Origin of the sequence: Nocardiopsis ganjiahuensis DSM 45031, assembly GCF_000341085.1 — a bacterium.
Lineage (GTDB): Bacteria > Actinomycetota > Actinomycetes > Streptosporangiales > Streptosporangiaceae > Nocardiopsis > Nocardiopsis ganjiahuensis.
Genome location: NZ_ANBA01000017.1, coordinates 335784 through 362156, shown reverse-complemented (window position 1 = coordinate 362156; position 26373 = coordinate 335784). Strand labels below are relative to the sequence as shown.

Here is a 26373-nt window from a genome sequence, read left to right as displayed (position 1 = left end):
CTCCTCGTGCACGTACTCGGGGGTCATCGCGGCCGGATCGAAGTCCACGAACATCTTGTGGCCGAGGGCGACGCCGTAGTCCACGAGGTGGTGCCAGCGCATCTGGGACTCCACGTGCTCGCGGTAGACGAGCATGTCCGCGTCCAGGCGCAGGACGACCTGTCCGGAGGAGGCCGCGACCCCGGTGTTGACCGCGTGCGCCGAACCCCAACCGCCGGGCGCGGAGGTGAGCAGGCGGGTGTTGGCCGGGCGGACGTCGGGCAGCGCGAGGGGCTCGGGTGAACCGTCGTCCACCACGACCACCTCCATCAGGTGCGCCGGGTAGCTCTGCGCCGCCAGCGAGGCCAGCACCAGGGCGAGTTTGTCCGGGCTACCGTGCGCGGGGATCACCACACTCACCGACAGCGTCGGCGTCCACTCCCCCAGCGGGGGTGGCGTGAGCGGGGCGTAGTCGTTGCGGCGCAGCCGGGGCTGGGCCCCGAAGTCCACCTCGCCCCGGGGCAGCACTCCCACCTGAGCGGTCGCCTGTCCTGGGACCGTCGCGGGGTCCGCGGCTGCGGCGGCGCGTTCTTCGGTACTGGTCAAGGGTGTCCCCCCGTGTGCTGTGTGGCCCCGACCAGCTGCCCGGCCGCGGCGGCGCTCCCCAGCGGGGCGGGTTCGCCCTCCAGGAGGGAGCTGGGCCGCCAGCCGGACCACTGTCGGGCGTAGTTGTGCAGGAAGTAGGCCATGTCCTCGGACCAGGTGTGTCCGCCGCCGGTGCGGCGCAGCACGTAGCCCAGCCCGTGGGTGCGGTGGACCCGGCCGCCGCCCCGGGTGACGGCGATGAGCAGCTGGGTGTCGATGGCGCGCGGCAGCGGGCGGAAGCCCCCGGTCTCCTCCAGCACCACGCGGTCGGTGAGGATCGTGCCCCCGGCGATGAACCGGGTGGCGGTCTCCGACTCCCGGCTGCGCCACACCATGAGGTCGATCTCCTGGAGGAAGACGAAGTCCTGACCGGTGCCGACCAGTTCCGCGCCGGAGTAGGTGCGGGCCAGGACCAGGTCGGCCAGGTGCTCGGGGCCGTACCAGTCGTCGTCGTCCCACTTGGCGATGAGGTCGCCGGAGGCGCGGGCGACGGAGTCGTTGAGCACCGCGCCGAAGATCCGGTCGGCGGGCGCCTCGTGCACGGTGAGGGGCAGTCCGGTGGCGCGGTAGGCGTCGACGGCGGTGCGCACCTCGGGCATCGAGGCGGGGAAACCGTGCAGGGTGAGGACGGTCTCCAGTTCCACCCCGCGCTGGCGGGCGATCTGGGCGAGCGCGAACCCCACCATCTCGGGGCGGCGGGTGCACAGGATGACCGAGATCCTGGGGCCGGGCGGGACCGGCACACCGGCCTCGGCGGCCAGGGAACGCCAGCGGGAGCGCAGTCCGTGGGTGTACAGCGCGGCCCGGCGCAGGCGGACGCTGTGCTCCTCGCGGGTCAGCCGGTCGGACAGGTCGGCCTCGGTGGCGGTGGCGAGCAGCTCGGTGAGCGGCGCGCCGAGCCCGGCGGCCCAGGCGGGGACGGGCCCGCTGATCACGGGGACCCCGCCGGCCGCGAGGGAGGCCACGGCGCGCACAGCGGCGTGCGGCCCGCTGTGGCCGGACCAGTCCACCCGGACCCCGCGCAGGTGGCGCAGGCGGGCGAGGTCGACGTCCGTGACCGTCCCGTCGGGGGCGACCACCACGAGGTCCTTCTTCCCGTCCCGGACCACCGCGCGGTCGCCCTGCAGGGTGAGGTGGCCCAGGGGGCCTTTCTCGGCCTTGCCGAAGCCGGTGGGGTTGACGGTGGTCTCGTCGATGGGCGCGATCCGCTGGACCGGGTCGGCGGACGGACCGGAGACGGAGGTGCCGGGGGCGGAGGTGCCGGAGACGGAGAGAGCGGTCCGGTCGGAGCCGGTGCGTGGGGCGGCGGACAGGCGTGCCGCGTGGTCGTAGCCGTCCGGGCCGGTCAGCGCGTCCCAGGAGTCGGCGCCGGTGGTGGTGCGGTCCAGGGCCGGCACGGCCCCGTCCGTCCAGGCGGGCGGGGTCTCGCTGTCGTGCACACGCAGGACGAGATCGGCCACCGGAGTGACCCGGCGAAGCGGCACCGGGCCCTCGGCGGCCACGCCGTGGGCCCCGGTGTCACCGGGGCGCCACAGTGCCGCCTCGGATCCGTTCAGGGCGGCCAGGGGCGCCACGGCCGACCCGCGGCGGCGTCCCCGGGTTCCCTGGAAGACCGCGTCCAGCACCGGAGCGCTCTCGGTGGCGTTGGGGAAGAAGAACTCGCACACCCAGCCCCGGCTGTCCACCCTGCGCACCCGCAGTTCCTGCAGGTCGCGCCACTGCCCCATACCGGGCCCCACCGGGACCGGGGGCTCCTGGTGGCCGGGGGTGGCGACCAGGGCCACCACGACGTGCACGGCCCGGGGCAGGTGGACGGCCGAGGTGAGGACCCTGTTGAGGTCGGTGGTGGTGGCCGCGACCACCGCCACCAGTCCGGCGACCCGGTCCCCGTCGAGCACGGGCTCGCCCAGGGGCTGGGCGTCCAGGTCCAGGAGCACGTCGCCCGGGGCCGCGGGCAGCCCGGCCAGGTCCGCCCGGGTGTCGGCGCCGGCGTGGCAGAGCACGGCCGGCTCCTTGCCGCGGGCGCGCAGGGCATGCCGAAGGACGGTGGTGATCATCGGGTGGCCTTCGATCTCGGATGGCGGCTGGGGGCGGGCTGCCGGGACGGGAACGGGAACGGGAGCGGAGTCGGGTTCGGGACGGGAAGGGGTTCAGGTACTGGGTTCGGGCTCGGGGACGGCGTTCGACGCCGGGGGCACGGCCGGGACCCGGCGGGTGAACACGTGGGCGCCCTTCTCGGCGGGCTCCTCCGTCCGGTGCAGGCGGTGCTCGACGACCCAGCGGTCCCCGAGAGCGCGCTCGTCCGGCCGGTCGGCGTCGTCCAAGACGATGACGACGTCGTCGGCGCACTGCGGCAGGAGGGCGGGCACGGCCGGGTGCCGGGCCTGCTCGCCGGTGGCCTGGGGCGGTCCGTCGACGAACAGCAGGCCGATCCGGTCGAGGTCGTTCAGGCGGGAGAGGTCGTACCAGAGGGGCGCGGACTCGACGGTCCCCTCCGGGTCGGCGCCGGAGAGCTCGGCCTTGACCTCGGTGAGCGGGGCGTGCCGGACCTCGACGACGTCGTCGAGCCCGTGCGCGGCGACCAGGTCCCGGCTGAGCTCGGCGTACCGGGCCTCGTGCTCGACGGCGACGAGCCGACCGGTGCCCGCGCGGCGCAGCGCGTAGCCGATCCACACACTGGAGGCTCCGCTGCCGCACTCCACCACCAGTTCGGGGCGGTGCCGGTCGATCAGCCTCACGAGCAGGCGCAGGACGTCCGGGGAGGCGGCCCAGCCGCGCAGGGGCGGCATGAACGGTGCGACGTCCAGGTACTCGCGCAGTTCGGCCCAGGCGACCTGCTGCTCGTAGTCGTGCCGGCCCTGCACGGTGACGGCCCGCTGGATCTCCCGGCTGGTCTTGGGCAGTGCGTGGTCCTGGATGCGGGTCAGGCGCTCGCCCACCTCCTCCAGGGAGCGGGCGATCTCCAGGCGGTCCTGGCCGAGCACCTCGGTGACCTTCCGGGTGTGGCCGCTGACGCTGGTGGCCAGGGCGAGCACGGACCGCCGGAGCAGCCAGAGCCCGGCAGCGAGCCCGCACACCAGGGCGCCGAGCAGGAGCACGGCGGTGGCGATCACGGCCTCCGCCCAGCTCAGCACTGCCAGGGCGCCCAGCACCGCGGGTACGGCGAGTACGGCCGGGCCGAGTACGGCGCCGACAGCCAGCAGTGGTTTGGCTCTGCGGCGGAGTGAGGGCAAGGGGGACCTCCACGGGGATTGCGTGGCAGTGGGTTCGGGGGGCGTCCCGGGCGTTTTGCGAGAAACTCCCGGGCAGTTTCGACACTAACTCCTCAAAGCGCCCTCCGAACCTTTCACCGGGGAAATCGAAACCCGTGTGGGAATCAATTCCCCCGGCGTTCACCGGGGTATCACCGAGGCGTCATTTTTCCGGCCGAAGTCCCCTGGGGCGGTGAATTCACCAGCCGGTCGCCTCGGCCAGGGCCTCCTCCATCGCCGGGCCGAGAGTGCGCGCGTAGGTGGCGGTGACGTGCGAGTGGTCCCAGAACACCAGGATGTTGCCGACCACCGCGTCGCAGGAACCGCCGGGGCACACGTGTCCGGTGAGGTCCATGAGGGTGACGTTGGGCGGCAGCTCGACCCGGGTGGCGGGGTCCACGTCCGCCTGGCTGGCCGTCACCGGGGACGCGCACTGCTCGGCCGGGTTCGACTCCACGCACTCGGCGCCCTGGTAGGGCAGCCGGGGCAGGTCGCGCAGGCCGATCACGTCGATGCCCAGCTCCTCCAGCCACCACCAGACCTCCAGGAAGCCGTCGTGGACGGTCTCCCCGTCGAGGGTGGCCCGGGTGGAGGAGGTCAGGACCGCGTCCGGGCGCAACTCCTCCAGTTCGGCCATCGCCTTGCTCTTCCACACCTCGCACTCGTGGAAGACCTCTCCGTCCCGGTGCGCGGTGTCGGTGCTGAACTGGCAGCCGCTCTTCGTGAAGGAGACCAGGCGCCATCCCCGGGCCTCGGCGGCCTCCTGGACGGCCGGGTACCAGTGGGCCGCGCGTGAGGCGCCGACCAGGGCGAGTGTGTGTTCGGCGTCGGCCGGGCCGGTGTCGCAGACGACCAGCTCCTCCGAGACGAGCGTGACGTGGCAGCCCTGCTCGTGGTGCCAGGACAGGTCCTGTCTGGCGTCGGCGGGGTCCGGACGGACCGGGACGTCGGGCAGGAGCGCGGCGGCGTCGGGGTCGGAGACCGCCAGGGCCCCCGGGTAGCTGTCCGGCACGGCGACCTCCTGGGAGCGCTCGGCCCGCTCCCGCTCCAGGCGGTCGCCCCACAGCAGCGAGGCGGCCAGGACCGGGACGATCAGCGCGGCGGCGATGCCCAGTGACCATCCGGGGGTGCGGCGCCCGGCCGGGCGGGTGAAGCGGTCCAGTCCGCCCTCCAGCAGACGGTGGGTCAGCCAGGCCAGGCCCAGGGACAGTCCCAGGACGCCCAGACCGCCGAGCGGGGTGGCCAGGGGCCGGTCGGTGGCCTCCAGGTAGCAGACCAGGACCGGCCAGTGCCACAGGTACAGGGGGTAGGACAGCTTGCCGAGTTCGGTGAGGGGTTTCCAGGTGAGCAGGCGGTCCGCGCCGTGGCGGCTGCCGGTGGTCCCGGCCAGGACCACCAGGACGGCGGCGCCGGTCGGCCACAGCGCCACGTAGCCGGGGAACAGCGTGGAGACCGGGACGAGCACCCCGCAGGAGACCAGGGCGGCCAGGCCGAACCAGCCCAGGAACACGCGCAGCCGCACCGGCAGGTGCACCCGGTGGATGACCAGGGCCAGGATCGCGCCCAGGGCCAGCTCCCACAGGCGGGCCCCGGTGTCGAAGTAGGCCCAGGCCTGATCGCGGGCGGTGACGGACACCGAGTAGCTCAGGGAGAGGGCGAACACGGCCGTGACGGCGACCAGGACCGTCGCTCGCAGGGGTATCCGGGCGCGTGCGGCCACCAGTGCGGCGAGGGCGACCAGGAGCGGCCACAGCAGGTAGAACTGGCCCTGGATGGACAGCGACCAGAAGTGCTGGACCGGGCTGGCCGCGGCCTCCCTGGCCAGGTAGTCGACCGCGTTGCGGGCCAGGGTCCAGTTCTCGTGGTAGAGCGCGGCGGCGCGTACCTCGTCGAGGACGTCCGCCCAGCGCGAGCGGGGCAGCCACAGGTACATGGCGGCCATCGTCGCGGTCAGGACCACGGCCACGGCGGGGACGAGCCGCCGGGCCAGCCGGGTCCAGAAGGCGGCGAAGCGGATGCGGCCGTCGCGTTCGACGCTCCGGACCAGGGACCCGGTGATGAGGAACCCGGTGAGCATGAGGAAGACGTCGACGCCACCGGAGACCCGGCCGAACCAGATGTGGTAGACGGCCACGAGGAGTACGGCCAAGGCGCGCAGGCCCTCGATCTCGGGCCGGAAACCCCCGCCGCCCTTGTCGCGGGCGACCCCGGGGACGGTGGGAACGGTGGCGGCCCTGTTGGCGAGGGCCTTCGGAGAAGAGATGTGCATGAGCGGCGGCGGCCTCGGAGGACTAGGGAGACTTTTCACCGAACGAGGCTTCTGAGCGGGTTCCGTCACTCGAATTCGGCGCTGTATTATCGCCGTTCCCGATGCCCGTCCGGTGAATGGCGGGCCAACGCCCGAACAACGTTTTCCGGCATCCTTCGGGTCTGCTGGCCGACAGTCCGGTCAGGTTAGGCCGGGAGGCCGGGACGACCGGAGACCGGCGGCCTTCGGGAGGTTCAGGACGGAAGCGGATGATTGACGGAACAGGTGCGCGGGAAGGGAGGGTGGAGGCCGATGCGGCCGGGACGGCACAGGGCCCGGTGAACCCGCGGCCACGGGGCCCGGAGCGTGTCCGCACCGTCGCACGGGGTCGGAACGCGTTGGTGTCCGGCGGACGGTTTATTCCCCGAGCGGGGTGTAAACAGCCTGACATCGGGTCCCCGCCCCCTTGGCTGATAGCTTTCTGCCTAGAGCGATCCCATCGCTGTAAGCCCGACGAACCTCGTCATTGGAAAGGTGCGTCAGAGATGTCTGCGCCGTACTCGCTTCCCGAACTGCCCTACGACTACGCGGCCCTTGAGCCGTGGATCTCCGGTCAGATCATGGAGCTGCACCACGACAAGCACCACGCCGCCTACGTCGCCGGGGCCAACGGTGCGCTGGAGAAGCTGGCCGCCGCCCGCGAGGCCGACGACTTCGGCGCCGTGACCATGCTCCAGAAGAACCTCGCGTTCCACCTCGGTGGCCACGTCAACCACTCCGTCTTCTGGAAGAACCTCTCCCCCGAGGGCGGCGACAAGCCCGAGGGTGAGCTCGCGGCCGCCATCGACGACCAGTTCGGTTCCTTCGACGCCTTCCGCGCGCACTTCAACGCCGCGGCCACCAGCCTCCAGGGTTCCGGCTGGGCGATCCTCGCCTGGGACGCCCTGGGCCAGCGTCTGATCATCGAGCAGCTGTACGACCAGCAGGCCAACATCGCCATCGGCACGCAGCCGCTGCTCATGCTGGACATGTGGGAGCACGCCTTCTACCTCCAGTACAAGAACGTCAAGGGCGAGTACGTCAAGGCGTTCTGGAACGTGGTCAACTGGGCCGACGTCCAGGAGCGCTTCGCCGAGGCCCGCAAGGTCAAGATCGGCTAGAACCCTCGGGTTCCGACCGACCCGGACACCGGGCACGGCGGAGGGCGGCACCACACACGTGGTGCCGCCCTCGCTTTCTGTCCGCCCCCGCCGTGATCCTGCCGCCAGGGACCGGACCGGCGCCGGTGACGCCTCCGGCTGCCGGAGGCGTCACCGGTGGTCAGACGACCAGGGCGTCCGGGTGGCTCCCCACCGGGCCGTGCCGGTCGAGCTCGTGCCAGGCGCGGGCCAGCCGCCACACCAGCTCCTCGCGGGTCGCCCGGTCGTAGGCGAACGGCAGGCGGAAGTACTCGGCGTGGCGGTCGTCGCCGGAGGCGGACATGACGGGCCCCGGGACCAGCTCGACACCGTGGCAGAGCGCGACCTGGGCGAAGGCGCGGGCGTTGGCCCCGGGCAGGTGCACCCACAGCGCCGCCCCTCCCTCGGGGGTCCGCCACCGCCACTCGGGCAGGTCCCGGCGCAGCAGGGACTCCATGTGGGCCAGGGCGGTGCGCAGCTCCTCCGACCGCCGGCGGGCGAGTTCGTCGTAGCGGTCGAGCAGGCGCACCGCGACCGCCTGGTCCAGCAGAGGGCCGGCCAGGTCGGCGAGGACCTTGCGGCGACTGAGCCGGAGCGCCATCTCGGCGGGGGCGCGCAGCCAGCCGACGCGCAGCCCCGCCCACCCGACCTTGGACAGCGAGTCGACGGAGATGACCTCGGCGCCGCGCGGCGCGTACGCGGCGAGCGGGGCCGGTTCGTCCGCGGACCGGATACCGGTGTACGCGCTGTCCTCCAGGACCGGCACCCGGTGGCGGGCCGACATCTCCCCCAGCTCGCGGCGGCGGGCCGGGGACATCATCGTGCCGGTCGGGTTGTGGTACGAGGGCATGACGTAGACCAGGTGCGGGTTGTGCTCGGTCATCGCGCGGCGCACGCCGTTGGGGTCGATCCCCTGGCTGTCCAGGGGCACCGGATGGATGGTGGCGCCCCGGTCGCGGAAGAGGTCCAGGCAGCCGGCGAAACTCGGGTCCTCCGCCAGGACCGGGGAGCCGGGGCGCAGGTAGAGCTGGGCGACCAGGGCGACGGCCTGGTGGGCGCCGGTGGTGACCACGATCTGGTCGGGACGGGTGGGCAGGCCCCGGCGCCCGTAGTACTCCGAGATCGCCTCGCGCAGGGCCATCAGACCGCGCGGGTAGTAGGTGCTCTCGGCCATGAGCGCGGGCAGGTCCTCGGCGACCACCTCCCGGACGGCCGCCTCGACCCCGCCCAGGTCCGGCGTGTTCAGGCACGAGGCGGAGATGACGGACTCGTCGGTCTGGAGGAGGTTGCGGTAGATGGGGTTGCCGTTGCCTCCCGCGGTCCACCCGTCCGCGCGCACGGGGGACCTGGTGCTGCACACCCTGGTGCCGCTGCCCTGGCGGCTCTCCAGGATCCCCTCCTCCCGCAGGTGGTCGTAGGCGGAGACGACGGTGGTGCGGCTGATCCGCAGCGCGGTGGCCAGGCTCCGTTCGGAGGGGAGGCGTTCCCCGGGCACGAGGGTGCCCTGGTCGACCAACCCGTGCAGGGAGGCGGCCAGGCGCCGGTAGAGGGCCCCGTTGCCGGCGGACCAGTTCCCGAGGGCGTCCACGAGTTCGTCCGTCTGTCGAACAAGGTCCATTTTCGGCTCCATTGGCTCTACTGACTCTGACCCTGGACTTCAATACTGGCATCAGGAAAGCAGATACCACCAGAGCCAAAGTGGCACCTTTGACAAGGTCCACTTCCCAGAGGAGTCCCCATGCGTTCCCTGCTTCACAGCCGTACCGACCGCCACGTCGGAGCCCCCGCCAGGGCGGCCAGAATCCGCCGCTCGACCCCGGAAACGGCCCGCCTCGCACACTGGCCCCTCCTGGTCGAGGCCCGTACGGTCACCGGCGACCGCCACCAACTCCAGGCCTTCGTACGTGTCCTGCGGGAACGAGCCGGGGTCCACCTGGGACACCTGGGTGAGGTCCACTTCTCCGACGAGGGAGACCGCATACGCGTGGTGGCCCTGTGGCGATCCCCGACCGATCTGCGCTCCTTCGTGGAGGACGCGCACGACGAGGTGCTCGCCTACCGCGCCGCGACCGGGGCCTTCCCCACCGTGGAGCGGACCCTGTGGTGGTCCAGCGCCGGAGCGGAGGTCACCGTGGCGGAGGCCGAGAGCCGCGCCGGGCACCTGCGCGACCACGGACCCGGTCCCAGGGCCTTCACCCTGGCCTCGCCGGTCCCCGCCCCGGCCGGCTGAAGGGGCCGGGTTCAGCCGACCGGGCCCGGCGCCGCCCCGTCCTCGCGGTCCCGGGCCGCCAGCTCCAGCGAGCACACACGGCCCTCCGCCCGGGTGACGAGGTCGAGCGGTTCGGCGCGGACCAGATCGGTCCTCCCCCGCTGCCGTTCCTCATCGGCGGCAGCCAGCCACAGCAGGTGACCCGACCTGAACGCGCCGGGGCGTGCGAAGTGGTCGGGGTCGGGTTCGGGGGATCGTGTTCGGCTGGTTCCGGCACGGTGTCGCCTGCCCTCGGGGCCTGGGGGACAGCGGGGCCCTCAGCCTAGCGATCGCCGCTGGGGAGGGCCCTCCCCGAGGCGACTCGGAGGCGTCCCCGTACCGGGCTCCCCGCTCACCGGCGCCGGTACCCCGGCCTGTTCAGCGGGTGCTCGGCACCGGTAGGTGTCCCCGTCCGGCCAGGGGACACCTCTCCTCTCGGCGGGTCAGGCGGAGACCGGACCGGGAGTGGGGGCCAGGGGGGCGCCCATGGCGTGGTAGCCGCCGTCCACGTGCATGACCGTGCCGGTGACGGCCCGGGCGGCGGGCGACATCAGGAAGAGGGCGGGGCCGGCCACGACGGTGGTGTCCTTGGTGTCCCAGCCCAGCGGGGAGTTGTCGGCCCAGGAGTCGGCGATCTGCGAGAAGCCGGGGATCGAGCCGCCCGCGAGGGACTTGATCGGGCCCGCGGAGATCGTGTTCACGCGGATGCCGTCCGGGCCCAGGTCACGGGCGAGGTAGCGGGCGGAGTTCTCCAGGACGGCCTTGGCCGAGCCCATCCAGTCGTAGACCGGCCAGGCGACGCTGGCGTCGAAGGTCAGGGAGACCACTCCGGCGCCCTCGGGGGCCTTGGCGAGCAGGTCGCGCATGCCGACGGTCAGGGCGGCCAGCGAGTAGCCGGAGATGTGGATCGCCTTGGAGACGTCCTCCCATTCGGTGTTGAGGAAGTTGCCGCCCAGGGCCGACTCGGGCGCGTAGGCGATGGCGTGCAGCAGGCCGTCCACGTGGTCCCAGTGCTCACCGACCGCCTTGACGGTGGCGGCGATCTGCGCGGGGTCGGTGACGTCCATGGGCAGGACGGCGACCGGCTCCTTGGGCAGCCGCTTGGCGATGCGCTCGCAGATGGAGAAGGCGCGGCCGGGCGGGTTGGTCAGGATCACCTCGTGGCCCTGGTTCATGGCCTCCTCCGCGATCGCGTAGGCGATGGAGGACTGCGTGGTGATGCCGGTGATGAGCAGGTTCAAGGAGTTCCCCTGTTGGGCGGTGTTCGGGCTGGCAGTGGCAACGTATCGGCGCCGGGCGGGGTTCGTCTGCCGTGGAACGGCACAAAGAATCCGGCATGTGCTTTGAAGAGGTCCGCCAGCGGGCGGGCCTTCCCTCCGACCCGGGGAGGATCCGGCCGGGGCGGCCCCGGCCCCTCCCCGGCCTCAAGCTCTGCCAGGGGGCTCCCACGTGCCGCCGAGCCCCGGCCCCAGGGAGCGGCGGGCCGCCTCGGCGAAGGCCCGCGGGGCCAGCCCGCCCATCCCCTCGGTGAGGACGCCCGCGAGCGGGCCAGCCCCCATGTCGGGCAGGTCGTCGAGGTTGCAGCGCATCGCCAGGTCGGCTTCCTCTTCCTCACGCGGCCAGGAGCCCACGACCACCCCTGCGGGGACCAGCCCGCGCGAGCGCAGCGCTTCGGCGGTCAGAGCGGTCGCGTTGAGGGTCCCCAGCCGGGGATCGGCGACCACCAGTACCGGCGCTGACAGCAGCTCGGCCACGTCGGCGAGGGTCTCCCCCGCCGCGTTCAACCGGACCAGCAGCCCGCCCGCACCCTCCACCAGCACCAGGTCGTGGCCGCGTGCCAGGTCGAGGGCCCGGTCGGTGACCTCCCAGGCGGCGGGGCCCTCGCGGCCGACACGGGCGGCGGCCCGGGCCGGTGCGAGGGGGTCGGGATAGCGGACGGTCTCGTCGGTGGTCACCCGGGGGACCAGGCGCTCGACGGTCTGGGCGTCGCCCTCCTCCCCCGGTCCCACCCCGGTCTGGGCGGCCTTGAGCACCGCCACCCGCCGGCCCCGCTCCACGGCCAGTGCCGCGACGGCGGCCGTGGCCACGGTCTTGCCCACCTCGGTGCCGGTCCCGGTCACCACGAGCACGTCCGTCACAGATCCCCTTCCGAAGCCGCTCCGGTCCTGCGCGAACCCGCTCCGCCCGAACCCGCCGCGGTCCGCCCGGGCCCGGCTCCGGCCACCGCCGCCGCACCGCCTCCCGGTGGCACCCCGGTCTCCGCCGCCGTGTCGGCCGCCAGTGACGCCTCGGCCGCCGCCACCATCCCGGCGGCGATCGTCGCGACCTCCTCCTCGGAGCACACGTAGGGCGGCATCGCGTACACGTGCTCGCGGAACGGCCGCAGCCACGCCCCGGCCGCCACCGCCGCCCGGGTGGCCTCGCGCATGCGCACCGGCCGGTCCAGCTCGATCACCCCGATCGCGCCGAGCACCCGCACCTCCCGCACCCCCGGCAGGCCCTCGGCCGGGGCCAGCCCTTTGCGGAGCCCGTCCCCGATCCTGGCCACGTCGCCCCGCCAGTCGCCCCCGGTGAGCAGTTCCACCGAGGCCAGAGCGGTCGCACAGGCCAGCGGGTTGCCCATGAACGTGGGTCCGTGGGCGAGGACGGGGACCTCCCCCTCCGCGATCCCCCTCGCCACCCGTGCGGTGCACAGTGCGGCGGCCAGCGTCATGTACCCGCCGGTCAGCGCCTTGCCCACGCACAGGACGTCGGGGACCACCCCGGCGTGGTCGGCGGCGAACATCTCCCCGGTACGGCCGAAGCCGGTGGCGATCTCGTCGAACACCAGCAGCAGCCCGTACGCGTCCGCGATCCTGCGCAGTTCCCTGAGGTAGCCGGGGTGGTGGAAGCGCATACCGCCCGCGCCCTGGACGACGGGTTCGACGATGATCGCGGCCAGTTCCCCCGCGTGCACGCGGGCCAGCTCCTCGAACCCGGCGAGGTAGGCGGGGTCGGGCTCGGAGTCGAACCCGGCGGGCGGATCGGGCGCGTGCACCTGGCCGGGCAGGACGTCGCCCCACAGCGAGTGCATGCCGCCGTCGGGGTCGCACACGCTCATCGCGTGGAAGGTGTCGCCGTGGTAGCCGCCCCGCCAGGTGAGGAAGCGGCGCCGGCCCGGGTCGCCGGTGGAGCGGTGGTACTGGAGGCACATCTTCATGGCGACCTCCACCGACACCGACCCGGAATCGGCGAGGAAGACGTGTTCGAGCCCGTCGGGGGTGATCTCCACGAGGGCCTCGGCCAGCGCGGCCGCGGGCGCGTGGGTGAGCCCGCCGAACATCACGTGGCTGAACCGGTCCACCTGGGCGTGCACCGCCGCGTCGAGGCGTGGGTGGCGGTAACCGTGGATCGCCGACCACCAGGACGCCATGCCGTCGACCACCCGGTGGTGCCGGCCGTCCGACCACAGGTCCAGGTGGACGCCTTCGGCTCCGGTGACCACGTAGGGCGTCTCAGCTGCGGGGACGGTCGTGTAGGGGTGCCACAGGTGCGCGCTGTCGACGGCTCGAACCTGTGCGGGATGGGCCGTCTCGGTGCTGGTTCGGGACATGGTGCACCATTGTTCCCCGCGCGCGGGCTCTGGCGCCCCGTACGAGTGAGCCAGGAATCCCCGCGGATTCTTTGTGGGCTTCCACTGGTGACTGGGGGGCCGCCGACGGGCAGAGTCGTATACGCCTCCTTGGCACTGCAAGGGACGGGTCGCCCCAGCGGGCTTGGCCGCCGCTGGGTCGACCCGCCAGGGCCCCTCCGCACCGCGTTCGCGCGACACGCGGCACTTCTCACCTTGCGCACGATCTCTCTGTCGCGCCCGGCCGGTGTCCCGGCCTCCTCCCGTCCCACACCGGCCCGGAGTCGCACCCGCCGCGCCGCCCGCCGCGCGAAGCACCGGCCCGATCGTCTCCGCCCACGCGTCACCGACTTCCGAGGAGCTCGTCATCCGCATGGAACGCCTCGACACCGGTACCCGTAGCGCGCACCGCCCCTGGCCCCTGCGCGCCACCCCGCCGGGCCCCGCCCCGGGGCCGCTGCCCTCGGGCCACCCCCTCGCCTGGCTGGACGGGGCCGCGGAGGGCCGGGCCCGCGCGGGGCTGACCCGTCGCACCGTGCCCCGCTCCCCCTCGGACGGTCTGCTGGACCTGGCGGGCAACGACTACCTGGGGCTCATGCGCCACCCCGCCGTGGTGGCGGCCGCCGCGGAGGCCGCCCGCACCTGGGGCGCGGGCGCCGGGGGTTCGCGGCTGGTCACGGGTGACACGCGGCTGCACGGTCAGCTGGAGCGCGAGCTGGCCGCCTTCCACGGCGCGGAGGCCGCCCTCGTGTTCTCCTCGGGGTACGCGGCCAACCTGGCGATGGTGACGGCGCTGGTCACCCCGGCCGCCGACGAGGTGGAGCCGCCCCTGGTCGTGTGCGACCAGTACAACCACGCCTCCCTGATCGACGCCACCCGGCTGGCCAAGGCCTCCGGCGCGCGGGTGGCGGTGTTCCCGCACGGTGACACCGGCCGGGCCGCCGAACTGCTCTCCGGGGGCGCGGGGCGGCGCCTGCTGCTCAGCGACACCGTGTTCTCGGTGGACGGCGACCTCGCCGACGTGCGTTCCCTGGCCGGGGTCGCACGCGCCCACGGGGCGGCGCTGCTGCTGGACGACGCGCACGGGCTCGGGGTGGTGGGCCCGGGCGGGCGCGGCGCCGTGGGCGGTACGGAGCTGGGCGGCGCCGACGACGTGGTGGTGTCGGTGACCCTGTCCAAGTCGTTGGGTTCCCAGGGCGGAGCGGTCCTGGGTTCGCGCCGGGTGATCCGGCACCTGGTGGAGACGGCGCGCACGTTCGTGTTCGACACCGGGCTGGCCCCGGCCGCGACGGGAGCGGCGCTGGCGGCCCTGCGTGTGCTGCGCGCCGAACCGGAGCGGGCCGAGGCGGTGCGCGCACGCGCACGCGAGCTGTCCGAGGGGCTCCGCGAACGGGGGCTGGCGGCGAGCGCCCCGGCCGCGGCGGTGGTGTCGGTGCCGGCGCCCTCTCCGGAGGAGGCGCTGGCCTGGCGCGCGGCCTGCCTGGAGGACGGGGTCCGGGTGGGCTGCTTCCGTCCGCCGTCGGTCCCGGACGGCCGCTCCCGGCTGCGTCTGACCGCCCGCGCCACCCTGGACGACGCCGACATCCGCCGCGTTCTCGACGTCATCACGGCGAACCGCCCCGGGTAGTCTGACGTGTGGCCAGGGTGTGGCAGTCGAACACACCTCACACGCCCCGCGGATCTGGGAGGCGGTAGAAGACCGTGTCAGCGCGTGATGGTAACCCCCTGGAGCCCCAGGAACCCCAAGACCCTCAAGAACCCCACGATCCCCAGGAACCGGGCGACGGATCCCCGTCCGCGGAGTCCGGGACCGGGGAGACCGGGGCCGCGGAGTCCGGGACCGGGGAGACCGGGGCCGCGGAGTCCGGGACCGGGGAGACCGAGGAGACCGATCCCACGGGGGACGATCCCACCGGGACCGGTTCCACCTCGGTCCGGAAGAAGGGGAAGCGGAAGTCCCCCAAGCGCCGCCGCCGCGCCCGAATCACCCTGGTCACCGCGACCGTCCTGGTCCTGACCCTGGTGGTCGTCCTGGCCGTTCCCACCACCCGCGACGGCCTCCTGCGCCTGTGGTGCGACGTCACCGACGGCGTCTGCCCCGGCGAGCCCCTCCCCCCGGTCACCGAGGAAGAGGAGGAGGACTGGCGGGTCGAGATGGAGCCGGAGGAGGCCGCGGTCTGGGGCAACTACGTGGCCCTGGGCGACTCCTACTCCTCCGGTGACGGCGCGGGCGAGTACGAGGAGGGCACCGCCGAAGCCGGTGAGTGCTGGCGTTCCGAGCACGCCTACCCCAAGGTCGTCGAGGAGGAGTTCTCCTTCGAGGGCGCGCTGGGCTTCTACGCGTGCAGCGGCCACAAGGGCTCGGACATGCTCAGCCAGATCGGCACCCCCGAGTCGCAGCTCGAGCGCGTCACCGAGCACACCTCGCTGGTGACCGTCGGCATCGGCGGCAACGACCTCGGGTTCATCCCCGTCCTGCGCACCTGCATCGTGCGGATGCCGCTCCTGGAGCGGACCGGCTGCACGGACCAGGAGGACGAGGTCACCGAGAAGATGGACGCGTTCGAGGAGACCCTCACCGAGGTGATCACCGACATCCGCGAACGCGCCCCGGACGCCCGCGTGCTGGTCCTGGGCTACCCCCGGCTGTTCCCCGAGGAGCCGCCCGGCATGTACTACACGCTCTCCCAGGGCGACCAGCTGTGGCTGAACTCGGTGGCCCAGCGGTTCAACGAGCGCATCCGGGACACCGCCTACCGGGCGGACGGGGACGTGTACGGGTCCCGCCAGGTCGGCAGCGTGGAGTTCGTCAACGTCTTCACCGCCCTGAAGGGCTACGAGGTCAGCGAGGAGAACTCCTGGCTGAACGGCATCGTCCTCGGCCAGCTGGGTGAGGGCCTGCGGGTGGACCGGGCGAGCTTCCACCCCACCGCCCAGGGCCAGCGCTCCATCGCCGAACGCGTGCGCCTCCAGATCGAGGAGGGGCCCGAGCGGGTGCTGTTCACGTCCCGGGAGACCCTGGAGAAGGTCGACTCCGACATCCTGCACACCGAACTGGGCGGCCCCCTCGACCCGGCCAACGTCGCGCCCGACACCGATGGGGACAGCGCCGACGAGGAGGACGCGGACGAGGACGAAGGCACCGCCGACGCCGACTCCTAGGACACCCGCCCCGCCGCGGCGATGAGTTCTCCCGTCCCGGCGAGTCATACCTGACTGTCAACCGCGCAGTGCACAGGAGGAACACATGGCTCAGCTGCTGAGGGTCCAGAACTTCACCGTCTCCAGCGACGGGATCGGCGCCGGCGAGGAGCAGAGTCTCGAGAGGCCGTTCGGCCACGTCGACCCGGGAAGGCTGATGTCCTGGGCGGGAGCCACAGCGAGCTGGCCGGGCCGCACCGACCCGGGAGGCAGCCGGGGCCTCGACGACTACTTCACACGGGACTTCACCCACAACATCGGCGCCGAGATCATGGGCCGCAACAAGTTCGGCCCCCAGCGCGGGCCCTGGCAGGACCACGAGTGGCTCGGCTGGTGGGGCGACGAGCCCCCGTTCCGCACCCCGGTGTTCGTCATGACCCACCACGAGCGCCCGTCGTTCACGCTCTCCGACACCACGTTCCACTTCGTCGGCGGCGACCCGGCCACCGTCCTCGAACAGGCCCGGGAGGCGGCGCAGGGCAGGGACGTCCGGCTCGGCGGCGGGGTCACCACCGTCCGGCAGTTCCTCGACGCCGACCTCGTCGACACCCTGCACGTGGCGGTCTCACCGGTGGAGCTCGGATCCGGTCTGCGACTGTGGAAATCACCCGACGAACTGCTCGACCGCTTCCACCTGGAGGTCGTGCCCAGCCCGAGCGGCATGGTGCACCACCTCTTCTGGCGGAGGTGACGCACGGGGGCGGGTGACACGCGGGGACGGCGCGGGGCCCGCCCGGATCGGATCCGGGCGGGCCCCGCGGTTCCAGCTGTCCCCTGCGTCCCGTACGTTCGTTCCCTTCGTACGGTGACGCGCGCTACCGCTTCTCGGCCTTCAGTTCGGCGATGACCTCGGCGAAGCGGTCCAGACCCCAGTTGAGGTCCTCCTCGCTGATCACCAGCGGCGGAGACATCCGCACGGTCGAGCCGTGGGTGTCCTTGACCAGGACACCGTGCTCGGCGAGGCGCTTGCACAGCTCCTTGCCCGAACCCAGCTCGGGGTCGACGTCCACCCCCGCCCACAGGCCGATGCTGCGCGCCGACACCACCCCGTCGCCGACGAACTCGTCCAGCCGGTGTCGGAGCACCGAGCCCAGCTTGCGGGCGTTCTCCAGGTAGGGGCCCTCGGTCAGCATCCGGACGACCGTGCTGCCCACCGCTCCGGCGAGCGGGTTCCCGCCGAAGGTGCTGCCGTGCTGTCCGGGCTGGATCACTCCGAGGACGTCCTCGTCCGCGACCATCGCCGACACCGGCAGGATGCCGCCGCCCAGCGCCTTGCCGAACAGGTAGGCGTCCGGAACGACTCCGGTGTGCTCACAGGCCCGGATCGTGCCCGTGCGCCCCAGGCCCGACTGCACCTCGTCGGCGATGAACAGCACCCGGTTGGCGTCGCAGATCTCGCGGACCCGGGGCAGGTAGTCCTCCGGCGGCACGATCACGCCCGCCTCGCCCTGCACCGGTTCGACGAGCACCGCCACCGTGGTGTGGTCGATGGCCTCCTCGATGGCCTCCGCGTCCCCGTAGGCCACCGAGCGGAAGCCCGGCGTGTAGGGACCGAAACCGGTCTTCGCCTCGGGGTCCGAGGAGAAGGAGATGATCGTGGTGGTGCGGCCGTGGAAGTTGGCTCCGGCCACGACGATGGTGGCCTGGTTCTCCGGTACGCCCTTGACCTCGTAGCCCCACTTGCGGGCCACCTTGATGCCGGTCTCCACCGCCTCGGCGCCGGTGTTCATCGGCAGGACCTTCTCCTTGCCGACCATGTCGGCGAGGGCGCTCACCCACGGGCCGAACTGGTCGTTGTAGAAGGCCCGGCTGGTCAGCGTCACCCGGTCGAGCTGGGCGTGCGCGGTCGCCAGCAGGTCGGGGTTGTGGTGGCCGAAGTTCATGGCCGAGTATCCGGCCAGGCAGTCGAGGTACCGCTTTCCCTCCACATCGGTCACCCAGGCACCACGGCCCTCAGCGATCACGACGGGCAGGGGTGAGTAGTTGTGTGCGGACCTCGCCTGGGCGAGTTCGATGTGGTCCGCGCTGGAGAGTCCCTGTCCGCCGGGGTTTCCGACGGAGTCCTGCTGTCCCAGATTCTGGGTGGTCATCTAGCCGCTCCGATCACCATTGACCGATGTCAGACAGTAGATACCCACCGTGGGGCCCGGTAGAGCCCCCGCGGCGGGATCCCCAAGAGTTGAGCAGATGATCCGGTGAGCACACAAGGGGTGGCGGAGATCACCGGTCCCCGCGCGGGCCCGAAACCCGCACGCGATCCGCACCCGCACCCTCGCTGAGCGGGCACTGTCCGGCCGGGCTCCCCGGAGGGCGATACGGGACGGTTACGCAGGTGACGCGGTACACAGCCCTCACGGCGATCGAGCTGTCCCCTGACGGGTACGTTCGCTCCTACCAGTCACAGCCGCCGCGAGCGCTCATCGCCGTGGACGGCCGTTCTCCGAACGTCAGGGAGGTCATCAGACGTGCCGCACCACACGTCCCCGGACACCCCCTTCTCCCTCGCCAACCTCATGGCGGCGGTGACCGACGCCGTGCCGGACCGGATCGCCCTGGTCGCCGGGCCCCGGCGGCTCACCTACCGCGCCCTGCACGACCGTTCCACACGGCTGGCCCGACACCTGGTCGCGGCCGGTGTGCGCCCCGGCGAGAACGTGGCGATCCTGTCCTTCAACCGCGCCGAGTGGGTGGAGTCGTTCCTGGGTGTGCTGCGCGCCGGCGCGGTGCCGGTGAACGTCAACTACCGGTACGTGGCGGGCGAACTGCGGCACGTGCTCTCGGACGCGCACGCCGTCGCCCTGATCGCCGAGGACTCCCTGGCCGCGACGGTGACGGCGGTCCGCCCGGACCTGCCGCGCCTGCGGCACGTGCTGCTGCTGGAGGACGGTTCGGCCCGCGACGCCTCACTGGGCGGCGTGGACTACGAGGACGCGCTGGCCGCGCAGGAGGACGTCAGCACTTCCGGGGAGGGTTCGGTCGGACTCCCCGAGACCAGCGGCGAGGACCACTACCTGCTCTACACCGGCGGCACCACGGGCTATCCCAAGGGTGTGCTGTGGCGTCAGGCGGACATCTTCCGCGCCGCCGTCGAACGGCGCTCCCCAGGCGCCCCGCGCGCCCGGACCCCGGAGGACGTGGCCGACCGCGCCGCCCGCTGCTTCCCGCAGCGGATGCTGGTCCTGGGTCCGCTGATGCACGCGGCGGGTCAGTGGAACGCGCTGAGCATGCTGCTGTGCGGCAAACGCGTGGTGCTGTCCACGGACCGCAGCTTCCGTCCGGACCGGGTGCTGGAGCTGGTGCACCGGGAGGGCGTGCACGCGGTGCAGCTGGTGGGCGACGCGATGGCCCGCCCGCTGGCCAGGCACCTGCTCACCGAGCCGGGCCTGTGCCCCGAACTCACCTCGGTGCGCTCCGGTGGAACCCCGCTGACCCCGGCGGTGCGCGGGCTGTGGCGGGCGTGGCGCGAGGACGTCGCGCTGGCCGACTCCTACGGGGGTTCGGAGACGGGTGTGTGCGGTTCGGCGACCGCCCCCGACGCGCGGAGCGCCGGGGAGGAGACCGTCGCGACCGCATCGGACCGGCGGAGTTTCACCATGGGCGGCAGTATCGCCGTGCTCGACGGAGCACTGCGGCCGCTGCCGCCGGGTTCGGTCGAGGTCGGCCGGATCGCGCGGACCGGTCGGATCCCGCTGGGGTACTACAACGACCCGATCGCCACCGCGCGCACCTTCCCCACGGACGGCGAGGGGCGGCGCTGGGCGCTGTCGGGCGACTACGGCACGCGGGCCGCGGACGGTTCGATCGTGCTGCTCGGGCGGGGCAGCGTGGTGATCAACACCGCCGGGGAGAAGGTGTACCCCGAGGAGGTGGAGGCCGTGCTCAAGGCCCACCCGTCGGTGGAGGACGTGATCGTGGTGCCCTCGCCGGACGAGACGCTCGGGCAGCGGGTGACGGCGCTGGTGTCGCTGGCCGCGGGGTCGTCCCCGGACGAGGACGCGCTGCGGGCGCACTGCCGGATCCGGCTGGCCGGGTTCAAGGTGCCCCGGACCGTGCACTTCGTGGACCGGGTGCGCCGTACCGCGGTGGGCAAGCAGGACTACCGCTGGGCGGCGTCGGTCGCCGACGAGGGTTCCGCGGTCTTCGTTCCGTGAGCCCGCACCCCGTTCCTGCGGAGTACCGCACCCCACCTCTCCGGCAACCCGCATTTCGGTCACAGGGCCAATGGGTACTCACCCAGCCAAAATCCCGGTTTTCTGGGTTCTCGGGCGCCTTCACCTCGGCCGGGCAACGCTAGACTTGGCGCTGCCCGGCCCGGGGCCCGACGGCTCTCCTCCCCCATCACGCGGCCCGGGCGGCAAACCTCAGCGCGGGTCCGGGCATCGGACCGGTCAGCGGTCGTCTCCGACTCGCGCGCAACAGCACCCCTTTGACCCCGCCGGTCAGCCGTCGACGCGGAACCGGTGGCCCCATCAGGACGGAGGACGGCGCTCTCCGGCACTCCCCGGACGCGCGCCCGACAACATGGCCAAGTCAGTAGGCTCCTACATCTTCAACGCGGTGCGCGGCGGGGCCGTGGGCACCTCCGAAGCGCTGCCCGGCATCAGCGGCGGCACGGTCGCCCTCATCGTCGGCCTCTACGACCAGCTGATCGGCGGCGCCGGCCACATGGTCAGCGGGATCAAGCGCTACGTCACCGACGTCCCCCGCGGCCGCGGCAAGGACCGGGCCCTGGAACAGTTCCGGCAGGTGGAGTGGTCCGTCCTGGTCCCCGCGCTGATCGGTATGGCGGTGGCACTGGTACTGGCGCTGCTCCTCATCGCTCCGCTGGTCGAGGAGCACACCCAGTACGCCTACGCCATCTTCTTCGGGCTCGTGCTCGCCTGCCTGTGGATCCCCTACACCGGCGCCGGCCGTACCTGGCACGTCGGCCACTATCTGCTCGCCCTGGTCTTCGCCGCCCTCACCTTCTTCCTGACCGGCCTTCCCGGGGCCGACCTGCCCACCCACCCGGTGGTGGTCTTCCTCGTCGCCTCGATCGCGATCTGCGCGCTGGTCCTGCCCGGCATGTCGGGTTCCTTCATCCTGCTGGCAGTCGGCCTCTACGGGCCGACCAAGGACGCGGTGGCGAACCTCGACTTCGTCTACCTGGGCACCTTCGCCCTCGGCATGATCACGGGTCTGGCGATCTTCGTGAAGGTCCTCCAGTACCTCTTGGAGAACTTCCACCACATGACCCTGGTGGTCCTGACCGGTCTGATGGCGGGGTCGCTGCGCGCCCTGTGGCCCTGGCAGAGCGAGGAGCGGGAGATCCTGCCCCCCACCGAGGTCCCGGTGACGGTCGCGCTCATGGTTCTCGGCTTCGCCGTCGTCGTCGCGGCCATCGTCTGGGAACACCGCAAGCGCGGGCAGGTGGAAACCGCCGAGCACCGGACGGGTGTCCCCGTCCGCTGACCGGACTCCGCTGACGGGCCCCGGGGGCGGTACCGCCCCCGGGGCCTCCGCTAGGGTCGAAACCACCACAAACGAACACCGATGCCGGGGCCGCGAGGGCCCTGGCGGCGCGGGGTGCCGGAGAGAGTTTTCCCGGCTGAGAGCACACCCGTCGAACCTGCCCTAGTTAGAACTAGCGAAGGAACGCCGATGAGCGCGTACAACGTCGTGTCCATCGCCGGCAGCGACCCCAGCGGGGGCGCCGGCATCCAGGCCGATCTGAAGTCGTTCTCCGCCCACGGAGTCTTCGGGATGACCGTGGTGACGGCGCTGACCGCCCAGTCCACCCGCGGGGTCACCGGGGTGCACGGCGTCCCCGCCTCGTTCGTCACCGAGCAGATGGACACCCTGTTCACAGACGCGACCGTGCACGCGGTCAAGGTGGGGATGCTGTCCACCTCCGAGGTCACCGAGGCGGTCGCGGCCGCCGTGGACCGGTACGGGCTCGCGAACGTGGTCGTGGACCCGGTGATGGTGGCCAAGAGCGGCGACCGGCTGCTGGAGAGTTCGGCGATCGAGGCCCTGCGCACCGAACTGCTGCCGCGCGCCGACCTCGTCACCCCGAACCTGCCCGAGGCCGCCGACCTGCTCGGCGAGGCCGAGGCCACCAGCCTGGAGCAGATGCTCGACCAGGCCGAACGCCTCCTCGAACTGGGTCCGCGCCGCGTCCTGCTCAAGGGCGGGCACCTGCCGGGCGAGGAGAGCGTGGACCTGCTGGTCGACGGGGTATCGGAGCCGGTGGAGTTCCGGGCCCCGCGGGTGGACACCCGCAACACCCACGGCACCGGCTGCACCCTCTCCTCCTCGATCGCCGCCCTCCTCCCGCAGCGCCCGGACACCGCGACCGCCGTGGCCGACGCCAAGGCCTACCTCACCGAGGCCCTGCGCCGCGCGGACGAGATCGACGCGGGCGGCGGCCAGGGCCCCGTGCACCACTTCCACCTGTGGTGGTAATAAGCACAGTCACCTCTGGTGGTAGCAAACACAGCCACCTGTGGTGGTAACAGGTACAGCCACGCCTGCTGGTAGCGGGCACAGCCGCCTCTGGTGGCAGCAGGCACAGCCACACCTGCTGGTAGCGGGCACGGGCACGCCCGGGACGGCGAACCTTCCGGACCGCCTTCCCCCAACAACAGCACGAGGGGGACCGGCCCGTCAGGCCGGTCCCCCTCGGTCATCCACCCCTGAGGGGTGCAGGATCTCCTAGCCGCGCACGTCGTCCATCATGACGTCCGGGTTCTTCCAGTCCGGGTGGGCGAAGAACTTCCGGGTCTCGGCGGAGATGACCGGAGCCAGCAGGATCAGACCGATCAGGTTCGGCAGGGCCATCAGGCCGTTGGCGATGTCGCTGAACAGCCAGACCGAGTCCAGGCTGGCGACGGAGCCGACGAAGATGACGACGATGAACACCAGGCGGTAGGGCAGGACGAACCCGCGTCCGGCCAGGAACTCCACGCACCGCTCGCCGTAGTAGGCCCAGCCGAGCAGGGTGCTGAAGGCGAACACCGTCACGGAGATCGCCACGACGTACGCGCCGGCCGAACCGAGCGCCGGGCTGATGGCGCCCAGACCCTCCGTCATGGCCTGCGAGGTGAGCAGCGAGCCGTCCTCGGGGTTCTCCACCTGCCAGACACCGGTGACGATGATGACCAGGCAGGTCATGCTGACCACGATGATCGTGTCGATGAAGGTCTGGGTCATGGAGACCATGGCCTGGCGGACCGGCTGGGTGGTCTTGGCCGCGGCGGCCGCGATACCGCCGGTGCCCAGACCCGACTCGTTCGAGAAGATACCGCGGGCGAAGCCCATCTGGATGGCGACCATGACGCCCGCGCCCACGAACCCGCCGGTGGCCGAGGTGCCGGTGAAGGCGCTCGTGATCACCAGCTGGAAGGCGGGCAGCAGCGCGGCCCAGTTGGCGGCGAGCACGATCAGGCAGATGCCGACGTAACCGACGATCATGATCGGGACCAGGGCCGAGGTGACGCGCCCGATGCTCTTGATCCCGCCGAGGATGACGGCTCCGGCGAGGACCATGAGGACCAGGCCGATGATCCACGGCGCCACACCGGTGACGCTGTTCATCTGCTGGGCGACCGTGTTGGCCTGGGTGCCGTTGCCGATACCGAAGGCGGCGATGGCACCGAAGACGGCGAAGGAGACACCGAGGAAGGTCCCGAGACCGCCCTTGATGCCGTACTTCAGGTAGTACATCGGACCGCCGCTCTGCTCGCCCTTGGCGTCGGTGCGGCGGTACTTCACCCCCAGGAGGGCTTCGCTGTACTTGGTGGCCATGCCGAAGAGGCCGACGACCCACATCCAGAACAGCGCGCCCGGGCCGCCGATACCGATGGCCAGCGCCGCTCCGGCGATGTTGCCGACTCCGACGGTGGCGGCGAGGGCCGTGCTCAGCGCCTGGTAGTGCGAGATGTCGCCTTCGACAGAGGGGTCCTCCTTACGCCGGACGAGGGCCAGCCAGAGCGCGTGCGGCAGCCGGAGGAGCTGGAGGAGGCGCAGCCGGATGGTCAGATAGACGCCGACACCCAGCAGCAGCGGGATGAGGACGAAGGGCCCCCAGATGATGCCGCTGACGATGTCAGCCATCTCAAGGAGTTGGTCCACAGGGGATCTCCCTTTCGGTGAGTGTGTGGGGCCGAGGTGGCCAGTGGAGGAACAGGGGAACTAGCTCCCTCGGATACGCGTTGACACTGGTAAGCGCTGCGCGATATCGGGAAAGAATGGCACTGACGCGTAACGAACGAATCACGTGTGATCCACATGAGCGTTGCGTCATGCAATGTTTTCTTAAGGCTGCCCTGTGTCGGTCAGCGCTCCTGGCCCGCCCCCTGCCCGTCCTCCGGCTCCTCCCCCTGGGCCAGTGCGAGCCTGCTGAGCACGGCGGCGGCGGCTTCCGGGTCCGCCCCCTGTCCCACGGCCACCCCGAGCAGGTAGGTCGTGAGCGGCGCCGCGGGCCGGGCCACGGAGTGGGCGGCGTCTCGCGCGAGGTCGAGGACGCGGTCGACGTCGGCCTTCTGGAGCGGGTCGGTTCCGGCGAGGTCCAACTCGGTGCGGACCAGTTCGGACCATTCCACGAGGGTCACCGAATGACTCCTTAGAGTGTTCATTTGATTACATACAGAGATCATAGCCATCCCGAGGTCACCCAGCGGACAGTTGACCGCACAGACGGTGTCATCAGCTGATCGGCCAACCCGCGTCAGCCCTTCGGACGCGGTTCTCCCGCCCGGTGATCCGGGTTCATTCCCTGACCCTAGCGTCGGAGGCAGCGACACCTCGGCGTTGGGAGCCCCCGCATGTCCCCCACACCCCCGCCCGTCGGCCACCGCCCGCCACTGCGCGTGGCGATCGTGACCGAGTCCTTCCTTCCACAGGTCAACGGGGTCACGAACTCCGTCTGCCGGATCTCCGAACACCTTGCCGCCGAGGGCCACCAGGCCCTGGTGATGGCACCCGGGCACGGGCCCGCCTCGTACGCGGGCTTCCCCGTCCTGCGGATGCCCGCGCTGCCCCTGCCCGTCTACCGCGACTTCCACGTCGGCCTGCCCGCCCGCCGGACGATGACCGCCGCGATCCGCGCCTTCGCCCCCGACGTGCTCCACCTGGCCTCCCCCGCGCTGTTCGGCGCCACGGCGGTGGACGTGGCGCGCAGGTGGGCGCTGCCGACCGTGGCGGCCTTCCAGACGGACCTGCCCGGGTTCGCCGGACGCTACAACCTGCCCGGCTCCGAGGCGCTCTGGTCCCTGCTCCACCGGACGCACTCCGCCGTCGACCGCACGCTGGTCCCCTCCTCCGCCACCATGGAGGCCCTCTCCGACCGCGGCTTCCCCCGGCTCGACCTGTGGCGGCGCGGTGTGGACACCGTGCGGTTCTCCCCCGACCACCGCTCCGAGGAGCTGCGCCGCCGACTGGCCCCGAACGGGGAGGTACTCGTGGGCTACGTGGGCCGGCTGTCCCGGGACAAGCGCGTGGACCTGCTCGCCCACGTGGCGAAACTGCGCAACATCCGCCTGGTCGTCGTCGGCGACGGCCCCGAACGCGCCCGGTTGCGCCGTCTGCTGCCCGACGCGGTCTTCACCGGGCAGCGCACCGGCGAGGACCTGTCACGGCTGTACGCCGCCCTGGACGTGTTCGTGCACACGGGCGCGGACGAGACCTTCTGCCAGGCGGTACAGGAGGCGCTGGCCTCGGGTGTGCCGGTGGTGGCCCCGGCCGCGGGCGGCCCGATCGACCTGGTCACCGAGGGACGCAACGGGCTGCTGTACGCGCCGGACTCGGTCCGGGAGCTGCGGGTGGCGGTGGGCCGGCTGGCGCACAACCGCCAGGTGCGGGCGCGGATGGCGGCCGGGGCCCGGCCGTCGGTGGCCCACCGGACGTGGGCGTCGGTCAACGCGGAGCTGGTGGAGCACTACCGCGCGGTGATCGCCCCCAGCCACGAACTGGCCGCCCGTCGGCAGAACGCGTAACGGGACCCTCCCTGGGAGAGAGTAGGGAGGGTCCCGTCG

20 protein-coding genes and 1 riboswitch are annotated in these 26373 nt (G+C 72.2%); of the genes, 9 read left to right on the top strand and 11 right to left on the bottom strand.

Annotation, left to right across the window (positions count from 1 at the left end):
* The 4 genes from D458_RS0124705 to D458_RS0124690 all read right to left on the bottom strand — a co-directional run.
* On the bottom strand, positions 1-585 hold a 585-nt coding region (locus D458_RS0124705; protein ID WP_394296598.1), incomplete at its 3' end, for a glycosyltransferase.
* Positions 582-2681, bottom strand: a complete 2100-nt coding sequence (locus D458_RS0124700; protein ID WP_017589404.1) for a glycosyltransferase — start codon at positions 2679-2681, stop codon at positions 582-584. The genes D458_RS0124700 and D458_RS0124705, both read right to left, overlap by 4 nt.
* A 93-nt stretch (positions 2682-2774) precedes the next feature.
* Entirely contained in the window at positions 2775-3857 is a 1083-nt protein-coding gene (locus D458_RS0124695) for a class I SAM-dependent methyltransferase (protein WP_017589403.1), read from the bottom strand.
* 217 nt (positions 3858-4074) lie between these two features.
* The gene (locus tag D458_RS0124690) at positions 4075-6144 is read right to left on the bottom strand and encodes an acyltransferase family protein (RefSeq protein WP_017589402.1); all 2070 of its coding nucleotides are present in this window, start codon (positions 6142-6144) and stop codon (positions 4075-4077) included.
* Between the two features lie 524 nt (positions 6145-6668).
* Between D458_RS0124690 and D458_RS0124685 the strand changes: the two genes are divergently transcribed.
* On the top strand, positions 6669-7283 hold the full coding sequence (locus tag D458_RS0124685; RefSeq protein ID WP_017589401.1) for a superoxide dismutase: 615 nt from the start codon (positions 6669-6671) through the stop codon (positions 7281-7283).
* 160 nt (positions 7284-7443) lie between these two features.
* Here D458_RS0124685 and D458_RS0124680 read toward each other — a convergent pair whose 3' ends face one another.
* Complete coding sequence (locus D458_RS0124680) at positions 7444-8919, bottom strand: aminotransferase-like domain-containing protein (protein WP_017589400.1); 1476 nt, start codon at positions 8917-8919, stop codon at positions 7444-7446.
* A gap of 120 nt (positions 8920-9039) precedes the next feature.
* Between D458_RS0124680 and D458_RS0124675 the strand changes: the two genes are divergently transcribed.
* Positions 9040-9531 carry a DUF3291 domain-containing protein gene (locus tag D458_RS0124675; RefSeq protein ID WP_017589399.1) on the top strand — a complete coding sequence of 164 codons (492 nt, stop codon included), beginning with the start codon at positions 9040-9042 and terminating at the stop codon, positions 9529-9531.
* Between the two features lie 461 nt (positions 9532-9992).
* Here the strand turns inward: D458_RS0124675 and fabI are convergent, their stop codons facing one another.
* The 3 genes from fabI to D458_RS0124660 form a co-directional block, all read right to left on the bottom strand.
* The gene (gene fabI / locus D458_RS0124670; protein ID WP_017589398.1) at positions 9993-10790 is read right to left on the bottom strand and encodes an enoyl-ACP reductase FabI; all 798 of its coding nucleotides are present in this window, start codon (positions 10788-10790) and stop codon (positions 9993-9995) included.
* A 183-nt stretch (positions 10791-10973) separates the two neighbouring features.
* A complete protein-coding gene (gene bioD / locus D458_RS0124665; RefSeq protein ID WP_017589397.1) occupies positions 10974-11687 on the bottom strand; it encodes a dethiobiotin synthase in 714 nt (237 codons plus the stop codon).
* Positions 11684-13141, bottom strand: a complete 1458-nt coding sequence (locus D458_RS0124660) for an adenosylmethionine--8-amino-7-oxononanoate transaminase (RefSeq protein WP_017589396.1) — start codon at positions 13139-13141, stop codon at positions 11684-11686. The genes bioD and D458_RS0124660 overlap by 4 nt, the downstream gene beginning before the upstream one ends.
* A 391-nt stretch (positions 13142-13532) precedes the next feature.
* Between D458_RS0124660 and D458_RS0124655 the strand changes: the two genes are divergently transcribed.
* The 3 genes from D458_RS0124655 to D458_RS0124645 all read left to right on the top strand — a co-directional run bounded on the left by D458_RS0124655 (position 13533) and on the right by D458_RS0124645 (position 17051).
* Positions 13533-14786: an aminotransferase class I/II-fold pyridoxal phosphate-dependent enzyme gene (locus tag D458_RS0124655; protein ID WP_017589395.1), complete on the top strand. Its 1254-nt coding sequence runs from the start codon at positions 13533-13535 to the stop codon at positions 14784-14786.
* A gap of 74 nt (positions 14787-14860) precedes the next feature.
* The gene (locus tag D458_RS0124650) at positions 14861-16321 is read left to right on the top strand and encodes an SGNH/GDSL hydrolase family protein (protein WP_017589394.1); all 1461 of its coding nucleotides are present in this window, start codon (positions 14861-14863) and stop codon (positions 16319-16321) included.
* An 85-nt stretch (positions 16322-16406) separates the two neighbouring features.
* Entirely contained in the window at positions 16407-17051 is a 645-nt protein-coding gene (locus D458_RS0124645; protein ID WP_017589393.1) for a dihydrofolate reductase family protein, read from the top strand.
* A gap of 124 nt (positions 17052-17175) precedes the next feature.
* Here the strand turns inward: D458_RS0124645 and rocD are convergent, their stop codons facing one another.
* Entirely contained in the window at positions 17176-18450 is a 1275-nt protein-coding gene (rocD, locus tag D458_RS0124640) for an ornithine--oxo-acid transaminase (RefSeq protein WP_017589392.1), read from the bottom strand.
* 375 nt (positions 18451-18825) lie between these two features.
* On the opposite strand from rocD, the gene D458_RS0124635 reads away from it, so the two are divergent.
* The 3 genes from D458_RS0124635 to thiD all read left to right on the top strand — a co-directional run bounded on the left by D458_RS0124635 (position 18826) and on the right by thiD (position 22804).
* Positions 18826-20511, top strand: coding sequence for an acyl-CoA synthetase (locus D458_RS0124635; protein ID WP_017589391.1), 1686 nt, complete (start codon positions 18826-18828; stop codon positions 20509-20511).
* 370 nt (positions 20512-20881) lie between these two features.
* Positions 20882-21811: a DUF368 domain-containing protein gene (locus D458_RS0124630; RefSeq protein WP_017589390.1), complete on the top strand. Its 930-nt coding sequence runs from the start codon at positions 20882-20884 to the stop codon at positions 21809-21811.
* 100 nt (positions 21812-21911) lie between these two features.
* Positions 21912-22012: riboswitch (TPP riboswitch) on the top strand.
* On the top strand, positions 22001-22804 hold the full coding sequence (thiD, locus tag D458_RS0124625) for a bifunctional hydroxymethylpyrimidine kinase/phosphomethylpyrimidine kinase (protein WP_017589389.1): 804 nt from the start codon (positions 22001-22003) through the stop codon (positions 22802-22804). Its footprint overlaps the riboswitch before it by 12 nt.
* 249 nt (positions 22805-23053) lie before the next feature.
* Here thiD and D458_RS0124620 read toward each other — a convergent pair whose 3' ends face one another.
* Together D458_RS0124620 and D458_RS0124615 are read right to left on the bottom strand one after the other, a co-directional pair.
* Positions 23054-24472, bottom strand: a complete 1419-nt coding sequence (locus tag D458_RS0124620) for an alanine/glycine:cation symporter family protein (protein ID WP_026119661.1) — start codon at positions 24470-24472, stop codon at positions 23054-23056.
* 203 nt (positions 24473-24675) lie between these two features.
* Positions 24676-24951 (bottom strand): DUF6457 domain-containing protein, encoded by a 276-nt coding sequence (locus tag D458_RS0124615; RefSeq protein WP_017589387.1) that lies wholly within the window; start codon positions 24949-24951, stop codon positions 24676-24678.
* Between the two features lie 213 nt (positions 24952-25164).
* Here D458_RS0124615 and D458_RS0124610 point away from each other — a divergent pair, with 213 nt between their 5' ends.
* Positions 25165-26334 (top strand): glycosyltransferase family 4 protein, encoded by a 1170-nt coding sequence (locus D458_RS0124610; RefSeq protein ID WP_017589386.1) that lies wholly within the window; start codon positions 25165-25167, stop codon positions 26332-26334.
* Positions 26335-26373 lie beyond the last annotated feature (39 nt).